Annotated in this window: 9 protein-coding genes; 2 read left to right on the plus strand and 7 right to left on the minus strand. The window is 45.5% G+C overall.

Going from position 1 to position 14,892, the window contains the following annotated elements:
* Nucleotides 1–14 precede the first annotated feature (14 nt).
* From C900_RS00710 to C900_RS00740, 7 genes are all read right to left on the minus strand, one after another.
* Nucleotides 15–1,685, minus strand: coding sequence for an FAD-dependent oxidoreductase (locus tag C900_RS00710; protein ID WP_009577589.1), 1,671 nt, complete (start codon nt 1,683–1,685; stop codon nt 15–17).
* 400 nt (nt 1,686–2,085) lie between these two features.
* Entirely contained in the window at nt 2,086–3,453 is a 1,368-nt protein-coding gene (locus C900_RS00715) for an OmpA family protein (RefSeq protein ID WP_009577590.1), read from the minus strand.
* Between the two features lie 18 nt (nt 3,454–3,471).
* Nucleotides 3,472–4,458, minus strand: a complete 987-nt coding sequence (locus tag C900_RS00720) for a PorP/SprF family type IX secretion system membrane protein (RefSeq protein ID WP_040495070.1) — start codon at nt 4,456–4,458, stop codon at nt 3,472–3,474.
* Between the two features lie 20 nt (nt 4,459–4,478).
* The gene (locus C900_RS00725) at nt 4,479–10,901 is read right to left on the minus strand and encodes a cadherin-like domain-containing protein (protein WP_009577592.1); all 6,423 of its coding nucleotides are present in this window, start codon (nt 10,899–10,901) and stop codon (nt 4,479–4,481) included.
* A 31-nt stretch (nt 10,902–10,932) separates the two neighbouring features.
* Nucleotides 10,933–12,075 carry an ABC transporter substrate-binding protein gene (locus C900_RS00730; protein ID WP_083867399.1) on the minus strand — a complete coding sequence of 381 codons (1,143 nt, stop codon included), beginning with the start codon at nt 12,073–12,075 and terminating at the stop codon, nt 10,933–10,935.
* 90 nt (nt 12,076–12,165) lie between these two features.
* A complete protein-coding gene (locus tag C900_RS00735) occupies nt 12,166–12,750 on the minus strand; it encodes a phage tail protein (RefSeq protein WP_009577594.1) in 585 nt (194 codons plus the stop codon).
* 141 nt (nt 12,751–12,891) lie between these two features.
* Entirely contained in the window at nt 12,892–13,425 is a 534-nt protein-coding gene (locus tag C900_RS00740) for a hypothetical protein (RefSeq protein WP_157493834.1), read from the minus strand.
* 121 nt (nt 13,426–13,546) lie between these two features.
* Between C900_RS00740 and C900_RS00745 the strand changes: the two genes are divergently transcribed.
* A complete protein-coding gene (locus C900_RS00745) occupies nt 13,547–14,200 on the plus strand; it encodes a hypothetical protein (RefSeq protein ID WP_040495073.1) in 654 nt (217 codons plus the stop codon).
* Nucleotides 14,201–14,217: 17 nt separating this feature from the next.
* Nucleotides 14,218–14,868 carry a hypothetical protein gene (locus tag C900_RS00750; protein WP_009577597.1) on the plus strand — a complete coding sequence of 217 codons (651 nt, stop codon included), beginning with the start codon at nt 14,218–14,220 and terminating at the stop codon, nt 14,866–14,868.
* The last annotated feature ends 24 nt before the right edge of the window (nt 14,869–14,892 follow it).

Consider the following 14,892-nt stretch of genomic DNA (forward strand, 5'->3'; position numbering starts at 1 on the left):
AGCCAAGGGTGTTTTTACTGCAGGCGTTGCTTATCTTTAATCAGTTGCTCTTTTAGTACTTCATAGTCTACATCTTGCAGTGGTACGTTACTATTTATAGCCACAATGGCCGCAGTGGCTGCAGACTGCCCCAATACCATAAACACAGGCTCCATGCGAATAGATCCGAACGCTATGTGAGAGGCGCTCAGACAGACTGGTACTACAAGGTTTTTACATTCCGATCTTTTTGGAATGATCGAGCGATAGCTTATCGGAAAAGGGCTGGCAACAGGAGCCTCCACGTTACCTTCATTTTTCACATACCCTTCTTTGGTAATGTACCGTTGCGTGTTGTGTGAATCCATGCCATAGGCAGCCAGCCCAACCGGGTCGTCTACTACTTTGAGCCTTTCGCAATGCTTTTGAGTGATCACAAGTTCGCTGATCATTCTTCTGGCTTCCCTGATGTAGAGTTGCAGTTGCCAGCCATCTTCCCGTTGAAATTCATCCTTGCACGTTCCCCATCGCGACACCTCATCACGGATATCTGCAGGTATCCTCGGATGATAGGCCAGTGACCACATAAGCCCCTGCTGATATTTTCTATGAGCCACTTTGATCTTTTCACGTTCTTCATAAGAGGCTTCAGGGTAACTGTAGTTCTGTCCCACAAAATCCATTGAAAACCCGTCTTTGTTGTTGGTATCTGTTTTTCGGTTAGGCATACTGCTATTGATCCAGGGGATATCATTAAACCCTGCCTCATAATTCCTGAACAATAACTCGTAATTAAGTTCATTATAGTTGTCAGGCTTCGAAAATGGGATCCTGTTTTCCGGATGGTCTGTTAGGCATAGCCTGAAGCAATAGGCTTGCACCCGGCGGTCACCTTCACCCGGAGTTCCCGGGCCAGAAGTATCGATGAAGGGCAGAACACCACTCGCAGAGTCGCCTTTTACAACATAAGGATCTACACCATCCACAAAATTATGATGCTCTCCATTAATGGAAAGTATTCCGGTAAGCGTTCGGCTGGTGTCGTTGGGTTGCACGCCATTCAGGTTTTCTCCATATGTATCATTAGATTCCCTGCCGACAGTGTAGCTGACCCCGGCTGCGGCCATCAGGTCGCCTTCATAGGTGGCATCGATGAACATTTTACCTAAATACTCTTCACCGGATTCCATCTTGATGGATATGATGTTGCCATTTTCTTTTTTCACCCCGGTCTGCCTATCAAGCCTTTGGTCATACCGGATGTCAATGTTATGCTCCTCCAGCATTTGTTGATAGACCTTCAGGGCTGCCGAGGGCTCAAAGGTCCACATGGCGTCTTCGTTTTCAGCGGTACGTGTCTGACCCCCGTCCTTATAATCAGATTTTTCCTGCCATTTCCAGTTTTCCGGTTTGTGGTAGTACGTTCTGATATTTTGGTAGAATTCCCTTGAGATACCACCAATGGCCTGCTTGTTGCCAATATCGGTTTGTCCCAAACCACCGGTAGTAAGGCCACCGATCCGGCTATCAGGTGATATTAGTATGACAGATTTGTTCATACGATCCGCCTGTATGGCAGCGGCAATACCTGATGATGTGCTTCCATAGACCACCAGATCAAATGGTACGCTCTTATCCGCCTGATGGCAGCTCATACAAAAAGCCAGTACAACAACGAAGAAAAGGTGGGTGAGTAGTGATCGCATAATGAGGGTTGTTTGATAGTAAATTTGAGACTTACTAAAATTACTGCCATCCGGCTAAATTTCAAAATGTTAAGCAGTGCCCAGTTACTATCCACAAGCCGGCAAATGTAAGTCGCTCATTGGTTAATGGAGTGTTAAGTCTCCAGTGCCTAAACCTTCACCGGATGAAATTTACTTTGCGAATTGCCACACTGAGACCAATTCACCATTCTCCAACGTGCCTATGCCCGATTGGGCCTTGAAAGGGTTTGCCTGCAGCTTAAAGCACACAGCTTGCAGCTACCATTGCTTCGGACTTCGGTCTTCCAACCTCCGGCTCCTAAAGCTTCACCGGAGGAGACTTGCTTTGCGAAGATACTCATCCGATGTAAAGCATGACACTGAGACCGATTCTGTCTTGCTAATCTACCGCTTTCAAGAAAATCTCAACCCTTCTATTCTTGGCACGCCCCTCCGGGGTATCATTGGGGGAAACAGGAGCTTGTTCTCCTTTGGCTACGACTTCAACATCGGAGAATTTGTAACCTAAGGATACTAAATACTCAATCACCTGCTCTGCTCTCTTTCGGGAAAGTGTTTTGTTGTAGGGTTCGGGTCCTTTATTATCGGCATGTCCGGTAAGGGTGACTTTTATATTTAGTGCCGCAGACTCTTTGAGTGTTGCTACAATGCCATTGAGCGTATTCTTGCTTTCCGTATTCAATTGGTATTCATCGAAGCCAAAGTAGACGGTGTCTGTGTGTTCAAGCAGGTCGCCAAATGCTCTGCCTTCCACTTTTTTATTTGGTTCTTTGGCGATGGTCTCGGTTTCTCTTTTTGTGCCCCCATCATCTTCTTCCTGTGCTATATCTTCTTCATTTTCTTCGGCTATCTCAGGGGCTTCTTCGGGCTTTTCTGCTTCTTCAAATGTGATCATATAAATATCACTATTGCCTGCTCTGCTACTACTGAAAAATGCTTTTTCACCACTTTGGAAATAGTACGCGTCAAAAGATTCTGAGTTTACCTGATCACCCAGGTTTACCGGAGCGGACCATTGCTGCCAGTTATCACTCAGTCGTCTGGAAACGAATATATCCGCATCGCCCAATCCTCCGTGACCATTACTGGCAAAAAAGAGGCTGTCTTTGCCCTCCGACAGGAAAGGGGATATTTCATAGCCTGAGGTGTTAATAACATCTCCCAGATGTATTGGCTTTGTCCACTGTTCATCCTTTTTTAAACTTACATAAAGGTCTTCCTCGCCTTTAGAGCCCTTGCTGTTCATCGAAATAAGTAGTATTTCTTCACTGGGGTGCATATAAAAGCCATAGAAATCGCCTTTCAATTCCAGTGAAAGATCAATTTCTTTGGGAATACTCCAAACTCCTTTATCTTTTTTAGCATATACCACACCCCTGTTCCTTCGCATAGGAGGGGAGTAGGAGTTGATCAGGTATATCTGATCGCCGGTAGCGCTAATGCCAACAACCGCATTGTTATCTGCGCTATTAAGATTCTCCAGTGTATTCTGTGCTACTGACCAGCTCCCGTTTCGCAGTACACTAAACCAAATGTCATGGCCGGAGTACCTTCCTCCTGTGTTTTCTTCGTACCCGGTTCTGATAAAGTATAAAGTATCGCCTTTCGGTGTTAGCATCGGCTGACTCTCGTGGCCTTCGGTATTTACTCCACTGCCAAGCCGTTGAATTTCAGATATCTTAAGTTCTTGACTAAAAGCCGGTCGGATAGCTATAGAAATTAAAAGTAATATGATGATTTTTCTCATGTCCTTCGTTTTTACGGATTACCACATGGAGGTATATCTGTTGTAATTAAAAAGTTGTACTCCGAGTACTATTTCATGTGTGCCATTGTTGTAGGTGTTGAAATCACCCATTCCATATTCATAAGAATAGCTGATCTTCCACAGGTCGTTAACAACCAGTCCCAACATGCCAATAAGTGTCTCGCTGTTCCTGTATGATATACCTACCCAATATTTTTGCTGGTATCTGGCCCTGAGGCCAGCGTCAAATAATGGATCCATTGTATTGTCGATCCTGAGGAAAGCATTGGGAAGTAGTTCCACATCCTGGCTGATGGTCAGCCTTCCTCCAAGAAGTATCTGATGCCTTACAGATTCATCTTCAATACTTGTGCCTTCGTTGCCACCTGCAAAAGTATTTATAAGAGGCGCTAGGCTATAAGAAATATAATACCGGTCTGAATTTAACGCCAGGCCACCTGAAAGGTTGAAATAGGTATTGGAGGTGCCATCCTGCAGGTACGATTGATAAGTATTGTCAATCGGATTTTTTACAGAAACATCTGATATGTCCACTTTATCATTTGCCAAACCCGCTGAAACGCCAAACGAAAGGAAGGTACGGTGGAAAACCGGCACATGAACGGCATAATTTAATTTGACATCCAACTGTTTAAAAGGCCCCACCTGGTCTGACAGGATATACCCACCCACACCATGCCTTAGTTGCATCTTTATATCATTTGATTGAGGGGCTCCCAATCTTAATGAGCGGTATCTGTATTGATCGGCAGTGTTTCCTTTAAGAATGCCATAGCCGCTCAGGTAGTAGGTTTGCGGTCCGCCATCAAAGCCCGCCCATTGCTGTCTCATAGACAATCGCAGGTCGAGAAAATCATTGGCACCGGTAAGCGCTGGGGCAAAAGCCGGCAGGTTTTGGAAATACTGCCCTATTAATGGCCTGGACTGGCTAAAAGAAGCCATAGATGTTGTCATTATCAGTATTGTAAGGTATATCTTTTTCATTTCTTTATCTTCCTTTCTGCCTATTTTAAGATCATTACGGTTCCCTTGAAAGTGCGCCCTGCACTGTCATTTAATTTGATGACATAAAAGTATGTGTCTACAGGTAGTCCCCTGCCATTAAAAGTACCATCCCAGGGTTTTTCATATCCAATAGATTTGAATATTTCCTGTCCGTTGCGGTTGTAAATGCGTACTTCAATATTGGGGTGGCCCGAGATATTATCAATTTCCCAGGTATCATTCGCACCATCACCATCAGGAGTGAACCCGGTGTAGATAATGGGTTCAAGTTCAGTATCCGGTAGCAGGGTGAGTGTAAATGATTTTTCCACGAAAGCTTCGCGGTTATCGGTCGACCTTACCCGAATAGAAAATTGCTGTTGAACATCAACATTGAATTTAGCTGCTGCTACTAATTTATTCTCTTCAATATCAAAGCTACTGTTGTCATCATCGCCAGTGCCCTCCACTAAAGTGTAGGTGAAGGTGTCGCCCACATCCACATCAGTGGTTGAGAAGGTGCCGACTACCTCTCCTAAGCCCAGTGTCTCTATTAGAGATGTATTGCTAAGGGCAATATCCGTAGGGGCAGTATTTACCACTACTACTGATACATTGAAGCTGGTAGTGGCTTGTTTATCCCCATCAGTAACGGTGATAGTTATAAGAGCGGTGCCCGTAGCATCGGCAGCCGGTTGAACCTGGATAGTCCGGTTGCCATCGCTGCCAGCCAGGGTAATACCGGAAACGGGAATGAGAGATGTATTATCTGATGTTGCCGATACCTCAAGGTCACCTGTGGCATTGTCAATATCGCTTATTGTAAAGCTGAGCACATCACTTGTGGTATTAACCTCAATCTCAATATCAGCAAGTTCAGTGATAGCAGGTGCATCATTAACAGCATTGATCGTAATGGTCACCGTGGCCACAGCCGATGTGTTAGAGCCATCATTGGCGCGATAGGTAAAGCTGTCGCTGCCATTAAAGTCTGCTTCAGGGGTATAGGTAAAAGAACCGTCCGCATTCAATGCTAAAGTGCCATTAGATGGTCCTGACTCCAGAATAGCGGTGAGTGATGTAGCCTCTGTATCTGTATCATTGGACAAAACACCCGGTGCGGATATGTTGAGAGGTACATCCTCATCAGTTGAATAGGAATCATCAGCGGCTATAGGCGCATCGTCATCCACCGGGTTAATGGTAATACTGAAGGTCTGTCCGGTCAGGTTATTTCCGCTACCATCCTGCACATCGAAATCGAAGCTGTCAGAAGTGGTGTTGCTATGGTCGTGGGTGTAAATAACCTGATTGGCATTAAGCTGAGCCTGAGTAAAGCTGGTAATAGCTACTCCCGGACCTGAAGTCAACTCCAGTTGACCATTAACCGGAGAGGTTGTAACAACATAAGTCAAATCATCATTGTTTGTATCTTCATCATCAGCCTGTAGTTCACCACTGCCGATGGTCTCTGTAGCCCCTTCATCAAGTGTAATACCGGTATTGGTGGTGATAGTCGGAGCAGTGTCATCTACAGGTGTAATGGTGATGTTAAAATTCTGCCCTGTCAGATCGTTGCCACTTCCATCCTGCACATCGAAGGTAAAACTGTCTGATATGCTATTGCTGCCATCATGAATGTAAACCACCAGGTTAGCATTTAATTGTGCCTGGGTAAAACTGTTGATAGCGACTCCTGATCCTGAAGTTAGTTCTATCTGCCCGTTTGCCGGGGCAGCAGTGATAACATAGGTCAGGGCATCATTGTTTGTATCCGTATCGTTGGCTTGTAGTTCGCCACTATCAATGATTTCGCTGGCTCCTTCAATTAGTGTTATTCCAGTGTTTATAGTCACTGTAGGTACATCATCATCCACAGGATTGATCGTAATGTTAAATGTTTGCCCTGTGAGGTCGTTGCCACTGCCATCCTGCACATCAAAGGTAAAGCTGTCTGAAGTGGTATTGGAGTCATCGTGGACATAAACCACCTGATTGGCATTCAACTGTGCCTGTGTGAAATTGGTGATAGCTACTCCCGGACCGGTGGTCAGCTCCAATTGTCCGTTAGCAGGGGTTGTTGTAATGTCATAAACCAGTATGTTGTCGTCAGTATCCGGGTCGCTGGCCTGTAGTTCACCGCTGTCAATGGTTTCCGTAGCCCCTTCATCGAGTGTGATGCCGGTGTTGGCGGTGATCACAGGCGCGTCATCATCGATAGGGTTGATGGTGATACTAAATGTTTGCCCTGTGAGGTTATTTCCGCTACCGTCCTGCACATCGAAGGTGAAGCTGTCGGAGATACTGTTGCCGCCATCATGAACGTAAACTACGAGATTGGCATTGAGCTGCGCCTGAGTAAAGCTGTTAATTGCCACTCCAGGTCCTGATGTTAGTTCTATCTGCCCGTTAGCCGGGGCTGCTGTGATGGCAAAGATCAGGGCATCATTGTTCGTATCCGTATCGTTGGCCTGTAATTCTCCACTGTCGATGGTTTCTGTAGCCCCTTCACTTAATGTTATTCCATTGTTGATAGTCACTGTAGGCACATCATCATCCACAGGATTGATCGTAATGTTAAATGTTTGACCTGTGAGGTTGTTGCCACTGCCGTCCTGCACATCAAAGGTAAAGCTGTCTGAAGTGGTATTGGAGTCATCGTGGACATAAACCACCTGATTGGCATTCAACTGTGCCTGCGTGAAATTGGTGATGGCTACTCCCGGACCGGTGGTCAGCTCCAGTTGCCCGTTAGCCGGAATTGTTGTAATGTCATAAACCAGTGTGTTGTCATCGGTATCCGGGTCGCTGGCCTGCAGCTCACCACTGTCAATGGTTTCCGTAGCTCCTTCATCGAGTGTGATGCCGGTGTTGGCGGTGATCACAGGCGCGTCATCATCGATAGGGTTGATGGTGATGCTGAAGGTTTGCCCTGTCAGGTTATTTCCGCTACCGTCCTGCACATCGAAGGTGAAGCTGTCGGAGGTACTGTTGCCGCCATCATGGATGTAGATCACCTGATTAGCATTCAACTGTGCCTGCGTAAAATTGGTGATAGCAACTCCCGGACCAGTGGTCAACTCCAGTTGTCCGTTGGCAGGTGCCGCGGTGACTGCATAAACAAGGGTGTTGTTATCAGTATCAGGGTCATTAGCCTGTAGCTTGCCACTGTCAATAGTTTCTGTGGCTCCTTCGTTGAGGGTGATGCCGGTGTTGACTGTTATAACCGGAGCATCATCATCGACAGGATTGATGGTGATGCTGAATGTCTGACCCGTCAGATTGTTGCCACTACCATCCTGTACATCAAAAGTAAAGCTATCTGAAGTAGTGTTGGAATCATCATGAATGTAGACCACCTGATTTGCATTCAACTGTGCCTGTGTGAAATTGGTGATCGCTACTCCTGGACCGGTAGTCAGCTCCAGTTGCCCGTTAGCCGGAATTGTTGTAATGTCATAGACCAGTGTGTTGTCATCGGTATCCGGGTCGCTGGCCTGCAGTTCACCGCTGTCAATGGTTTCCGTAGCTCCTTCGTTGAGTGTGATGCCGGTGTTGGCGGTGATCACAGGCGCGTCATCATCGATAGGGTTGATGGTAATACTGAAGGTTTGCCCTGTGAGGTTGTTGCCGCTACCGTCTTGCACATCGAAGGTGAAGCTGTCGGAGGTGCTGTTGCCGTCATCATGGATGTAGATCACCTGATTTGCATTCAACTGTGCCTGTGTGAAATTGGTGATAGCAACTCCCGGGCCAGTGGTTAACTCCAGTTGTCCGTTGGCAGGTGCTGCTGTGACGGCATAAACCAATGTGTTGTTATCCGTGTCCGGGTCGTTGGCCTGCAACTCACCACTGTCAATGGTTTCTGTAGCGCCTTCGTCAAGCGTGATGCCGGTGTTAACGGTGATCACTGGCGTGTCATCGTCAATAGGGTTGATAGTAATGCTGAAGGTCTGTCCTGTCAGGTTATTGCCACTGCCGTCCTGTACATCGAAAGTGAAACTGTCTGAAGTGGTATTGGAGTCATCGTGGACATAAACCACCTGGTTATTTACTACCTGTGTCTGTGTGAAGCTGCTGACGGGTACCCCCGGGTTAGTGGTCAGCTCTATCTGTCCGTTGGCAGGCCCTGCGGTGATCGCAAAAACCAATGTGTTATTGTCAGTATCAGTATCATTGGCTCGTAACTCACCGCTATCGATGATTTCCGTATCACCCTCATTGAGGGTTATACCCGTATTGTTGATGAGGGTAGGAGTGTCGTCATCCACAGGGATGATGGTGATGCTAAAGGTCTGCCCGGTGAGGTTATTGCCACTACCGTCCTGCACATCGAAGGTGAAGCTGTCGGAGGTGGTATTTGAGCCATTGTGTATATAAATGACCTGGTTGGCGTTGAGTTGTGCTTGTGTAAAGCTGGTAATAACGCCAGGGCCTGTAGTCAATTCCAGTTGTCCGTTCGAAGGGCTGGATGTGACGGAGTAAACAAGATTATCGTTGTTGGTGTCAGGATCATCTGCCTGCAATTCACTGCTGTTGATGGTTTCCGTGTCGCCTTCGTTGAGCGTGATGCCTGTGTTGGTAATGATTGATGGTGCAGTATCGTCAATAGGGTTGATGGTAATGCTAAAAATTTGGCCTACAAGATTATTACCACTGCCATCCTGCACATCGAAAGTAAAGCTATCGGAAGTGCTGTTTCCATCATCATGGACATACACCACCTGATTGGCATTAAGTTGTGCCTGTGTAAAGCTGGTGACAGGCACTCCGGGTCCGGTGGTCAGTTCCAACTGTCCGTTTGATGGCCCTGCCGTGATAGCGTACACTAAATTGTCGTTGTTGGTGTCTGTATCGTTAGCCTGCAGTTCGGTGTTGTTGATGGTTTCCGTGGCGCCTTCATTTAGTGTAATGCCTGTATTTGTAACGATAGTAGGAGCTACATCATCAACATCATTGATATTGATGGTTACATTTTCAGCGCTGCTGGTATTGGTGCCGTCACTTACCGTTACCTGTATGATCAGGCTGGTATTCGCCTCGTAGTTCAGGTCTCCGGGGTCATTAACCGTGATCTGCCCGGTACTGCTATTGATGGAGAAGGCATTATTCCCATCTCCATCCGGGTTGGCGTTGGTCGTGATAGTCCAGTTTTGGAAAGTAGTGCCGGCATCTGAATCCGTAGCTGCTACGGTGCCTACCACGGTGCTGGCAGCACTGTTTTCATTTACAGAGAAAGACTGGCCCGGGGTCACTACTGGTGTTTCGTCATCGTCATTTATAGTGTAGGTAACTTGTTGGAAACCACCTGATTCTGTGCCGTTGGTTACAGAGGTAATGTCGACTATTATAGTTTCATCAGATTCGTCCAGGTTGTCGTCTATTATATTGATAGGAATATTGTCGCTGATATCCCCTGCAGCTATTATAAGCGAAGAGGAAGCCGTATAGTCCACTCCCTGTGTAGCTGTACCTGAGAAACTGAAATTGATCGTTGTTGCCAAACCCGATACGGCAGACAACTCACAGACGATATCGATGGTGCCATCTCCCTCACTTGCTGACGTTACGGAGGGGTTGAATGTCACGGTAGGAGCGGGGTCATCATTATTAATGGTACACTGGCCTTGGCTGTCCGCAATATTGGCGTTGACCGGATTGGTGAGGTTAACATAAAACACCTCATTATTCTCATAAAGTGCATCCTCAAGGATGGGCACATCAATAGTTTTGGACGTTTCTCCTGCAAGGAAGGTGAGGGTGCCACTGGTTGCCGTGTAGTCGCTGCCACTGGTGGCCGTGCCATTAGCGGTGGCATAGTCAACAGTGACCGTACTGCTGCTGGAGGCAGATAATGATACTGTAAAGCTGGCGGTGGTGTTGTTTTCGGTTAAAGCTATGTCGTTGATGCTGAGGTCGGGGGTGGAAGCGGGGATTTGGCCGGAGAAGTTATCCATAAGTACAGCTTCGAAAGAGCCGGTTGTAATTTCAATAAGGTCGATTTCTATATCGGAAAAGTTGAGTGTACCAGTACTTCCTGCCGCCATCACTTGAGATCCAACAGTACTACCTCCTAATTTACCTGTGACAGTGACATTATGCTCAGGAGCAAATCCTCCTCTGTTGTCAATTTCAATGCTTGATAAAATGAAGTTTTGATTGTCCGATCGGTTGACAGTAACAGTTTCAATGATAGCATCGTCTTGAGGGAAAAAGGTAAGAATGTTTATATTGCCATCAGTTGAATTATACTGAAAATCGCCCGGTTCTCCACTTGCATACTCAAAGTCAAATTGGACACCATTTATAGTTCTGCTAAAAGATGTACAATTGCTTCCTCCACATGGGAGAGGGGCTGTATCGAAAGTCTCTGTGAAAGATTGTCCAAATACCTCGAAAGAAAATAGGACTATTAAGAGCAAAGTAAGTTTCAGGTTCTTCATATAAAAGTTTTTCATAAAGCCAATTGCCTAACTAAATACACAAATAAGGGTTTTGCCACCCGGAAATACCGTTTTCAGCTACCAGCGCCATTTGGGCGTCTTCCCTGTTGACACTTTGCAACGTTGAGATCACTTTGTTCACCGGGCTTTTTTCTTCCGTATATGGCTTCCGGAAGTAAACCCCGACCTCATCACTGGCCGAAGTATTTCCCAATACAACCATTCCTCTCGGACCCCTGATCCTGGTGTCAGTAAGTGTCTTTTCCAGGGCAATGCTTTCGGCTTCCGCTGTGCTCAATGCATGAATTATAGCCAGACCTGATTCGTAACCCAGCACGCTAAAGACAGATGGTTTTCTGATGTAAGATTTTTCATAAACATCTATGAAAGCTTCGTTTTCCATGCTTTTCAGTGTGTATGACCATGAAATGCTGTTGGGAATATTGTTTACCAAATCTTCAATATCCGAGGTTAGCCCGTCCTCTACCAGGAAAGGACAAGCCGTTAACGGGATCTTACCCAGAAAACCGGCTTCCTTATATCTTTTGATGAAATCCTTACCATCTACACCACATAAAACAGCATGTACATGTGCCGGTTTTTGCTGTTCAATAAGCTGAATTAGCGCACTGGTATCCACCTGGTTTGGCACGAGCGGTAGCATATTGATCTGCGCGGTGGATGCTCCCCCTGCTAAAGTTCCGATACGAAAGGCTTCGTGCAGGTGGTAACCGCCATCATAAATAGAGAAGCAGATAGCAGGCGTACCTCCGTATTGTTCCTGCGCCCACTTGCCCATAGCCCATTGGCTCCTCCAGAGGTGCAGGCTGTTATGGAATAAGTAAGGGGAATCAATTCTTTTTGAAGGAACGTATTCGCCTACGTTATTAAATATAAAAGGGATACGTTTAGCATTAATGGTATCCAGCAGCTCCCTGATGGCAAGTGAGGAAACGATACCTGTTAGAATATCAACATCATGATAGCTACACAGTTTATTGATGGCATCGCTCACGTTTTGTATCTGCCCCTGGTTGATAAGTTCGGGAATGATCTCGATTTCCAGGCCGGAGTCATTCGCCAGCCCCAACTCCACGCCATTCTTAAAATCTTTGGACATGGAAGGCATTACACCGGAAACCGGTAATAAACATCCAATCTTTACTTGTCGCATTCTTATAGTTTTAAAAATAAAGCAGGCCGGAAACCCGGCCAAGCTTTGTTTGATGAAAGTGTAGAAAAAATATGATCTTGCTCCTCCCGATCAATTCCGTGGAGGGAAAACTCCAGCAATACAAATTATAAAGTTGATGGCCAGGTAAGGCTGCACGAGACCAATAGGCTGACCGCTGCCTGTTGGGTTAATAGTAACATTGCCAGAAACTTGTCCACCCGTATTCAAGGTAACATTGGGCGCGGCACTATTGTAAGCTTGTGCAGGTCTGCCATTAGCCAAGGGAGCTGCTAACGTAGTAGCACCATTTGTACCAGGCACAGATTCCGTAGCAGCCTGATCTGAAGCTTGTATCGTAGCAGAAAGACCACTGGTTGCAGCCTCGTGTGTATGAGGTGCGAGCTGTGCTACTGTCAGCGTAACTGTTTCTGAGCCACCCATTTGCCCCAGCCGGTAATCGCTGGTTCCTGGTCCCTGCCCTGCACCAACAGGTACGCGCCCTCTTAGGTCAGGCAGGTTAAAAGTAGTCTGCCCGTTTCCTCCATAGGTAGTGCCTATCAGGGAAAAGAGAGCGGTGTTTGATGAGATCGAGAGGGTTTGTCCGGCACAAAATGCCCAGTTTCTCGGGGCAAAATTAGGAGCCCAGCCCATAATGGTAGCCATGTATTCTTCCATGTAGTTGGTAAGTTTTTAGTTTTAGTAATAATATTTGCCTGAAAACTACTAATCTTTTTGACAGATAAAAGACAAATATCTGATAAAATGGTACATGCGTACACAAGCGGTAGCTATAATATATTTTGAACTGGATAAGCGCTATTTTAATGCCCGGTCTATCTCCAGGATGACCTTCCTTTTTAATTGATCCAGGGCTGTCACCTTCTCTCTGTGACGGAGTTTTATGTCTTCAATTCTTACTTGTATCTCATTTATGTCTTCAATATCTTTCGCAGGTCCCTGTTCTAAAAGGATAGCTAATGATTTATCCTCATCACCCTTTAGAATATCCAGTTGATGGATGGTGTCTTCTAGCGCGTTGAGTTGATCCTCCAACGCCTCGTAACCGTATATCGAATCCGGATCTGTTTTCTTTAGCGCTGCCAGGGCTTGTCTTATAATATTTCTCGACTGTGTGTGAGCGCAGGTTATGTTGCTATGGCGAAGTTCTGCATTGCAAAAGCCCAATCTTTCATAAGAAGTTACATCCGGGTGGCCAAGCTTTACGGGCCGGCCTTCATTGTTGAGCCTGACTTCTTCGTGTTTGAGGTCGCATGGGATGGCCTGCATTATTGATAGTTGCTGTCGGTAAGAGGCCAACTGACTAAGAAAGTTGTCATTTACAATCATCATGGGAGTTCGATTGGACAGGGGAAAATTACCCTTTTTCCGGTTTACCAGCACCATTTTCATGTTATTATCACTAATTTTAACAGCAATAATTAATTATTTAGCTAAAACCTAACCAAAAGCAATGAAAACTAAAATGAATGGCCTGTATGGCTTGTTTTTTTTGTTAGTCGCAGTTCTTCTTTCTGCCGGTTGCGACAGAACTGCCCAAAAAGATGAAGAAAGACAGGATAATGAACAGCCTGAAACCTCTGAAGATGAAAGAGGTCGGAAACGACCTGAAGAAACAATAACCCTGGAACGTGCCCATGAAATGTATAAGGCGTATCGTGAACGTGCGGAGGCACTTGCCAATTTGAAGGATGGCGAAGAAGATGCCAGCTATGGATGGCATTCTATAGGTTTTTATAAAAATTACATTGCCTATCTGGAGCGCGAGGCGAGAAAGGTGCGTATTCCTATTTCGGGCCTTCGTATGTATTATGTGGCTTACCCTGAGGGTGAGGATGGTAAATATAGCGGTTATCAGACGTATATGTATGTGCCTACATATTATGATAAGGAAGCCAAGCGGCATATTGCATTTGATCCGCTGCATATTGGCGATGATGGCAAACCGCTTCCGATACACGAGATCATCGTTGGAGGCATGGATGCCAAAAGGATTAATGGTAAAGAAGTAAAGCAGGGAGCTATGCTTATGCGAGTGGCTGAAGCCACCATCAGTTCTATAGCTAATATGGGCGAGATGTGTGAACCCAACTGCGAAAATTATTAAAAAGGAAAATCAAATAAATGAGTCTATTAGGGCTGATTAAGTTTCTTGAACTTATTACCGCGATCTTAGGATCCGTTTTTTACAAAAAGTACTCTCATTCGTTTTTGAGGTACTTTTTGTTTCTCTTATGGTTTGTAGTTGGCGTGGAGTTCACCATGTGGGCATTGAAGCATTATAACGACATCAGGTTTCAGAATAATTTTATTTATAATGTATTGACTTCAATATTGTACATATATTTTTTTCTGCTTTACTACAAGATCATTAATACTGCGCGTTACAAACGCCTGGTGTTTTTTTTTCTGATCGCATTCATTCTGTCCGTAACCGTCAATTTTTTATGGATACAGGGGTTGATGCTTACCACGCCATTTCATTCATACCCATTCACTATCGGAGCAATATTGCTCATTCTTACAATAGGTTTGTTTTTTGTGGAAATTTTAAACACAGAAAAGGTACTGTACTTTAAGAGGTATCTGATGTTCTGGATAAGCGTGGGACTGTTTTTATACTATACGGCCATCATTCCATATATTATCAGTCTTAATTTTCTTCCGGCTTTTCGCAGTTCTTCCATCTGGTCCTTTATTATCTTTACACTAAATCTGATGATGTACGGTTGCTTTAGCATTGGCTTTATTGTTAGTAAAAAGTTGTCAGACTAAATGAGTGAATAGCAAGCGCTGCCG

Source organism: Fulvivirga imtechensis AK7 (assembly GCF_000331535.1).
Classification (GTDB): domain Bacteria; phylum Bacteroidota; class Bacteroidia; order Cytophagales; family Cyclobacteriaceae; genus Fulvivirga; species Fulvivirga imtechensis.

What these genes read in the sequence shown, in the direction of transcription:
- C900_RS00710 (WP_009577589.1), bottom strand. Translation starts at nt 1,685, where the DNA reads ATGCGATCACTACTCACCCACCTTTTCTTCGTTGTTGTACTGGCTTTT.
- C900_RS00715 (WP_009577590.1), bottom strand. Translation starts at nt 3,453, where the DNA reads ATGAGAAAAATCATCATATTACTTTTAATTTCTATAGCTATCCGACCG.
- C900_RS00720 (WP_040495070.1), bottom strand. Translation starts at nt 4,458, where the DNA reads ATGAAAAAGATATACCTTACAATACTGATAATGACAACATCTATGGCT.
- C900_RS00725 (WP_009577592.1), bottom strand. Translation starts at nt 10,901, where the DNA reads ATGAAGAACCTGAAACTTACTTTGCTCTTAATAGTCCTATTTTCTTTC.
- C900_RS00730 (WP_083867399.1), bottom strand. Translation starts at nt 12,075, where the DNA reads ATGCGACAAGTAAAGATTGGATGTTTATTACCGGTTTCCGGTGTAATG.
- C900_RS00735 (WP_009577594.1), bottom strand. Translation starts at nt 12,750, where the DNA reads ATGGAAGAATACATGGCTACCATTATGGGCTGGGCTCCTAATTTTGCC.
- C900_RS00740 (WP_157493834.1), bottom strand. Translation starts at nt 13,425, where the DNA reads ATGATGATTGTAAATGACAACTTTCTTAGTCAGTTGGCCTCTTACCGA.
- C900_RS00745 (WP_040495073.1), top strand. Translation starts at nt 13,547, where the DNA reads ATGAAAACTAAAATGAATGGCCTGTATGGCTTGTTTTTTTTGTTAGTC.
- C900_RS00750 (WP_009577597.1), top strand. Translation starts at nt 14,218, where the DNA reads ATGAGTCTATTAGGGCTGATTAAGTTTCTTGAACTTATTACCGCGATC.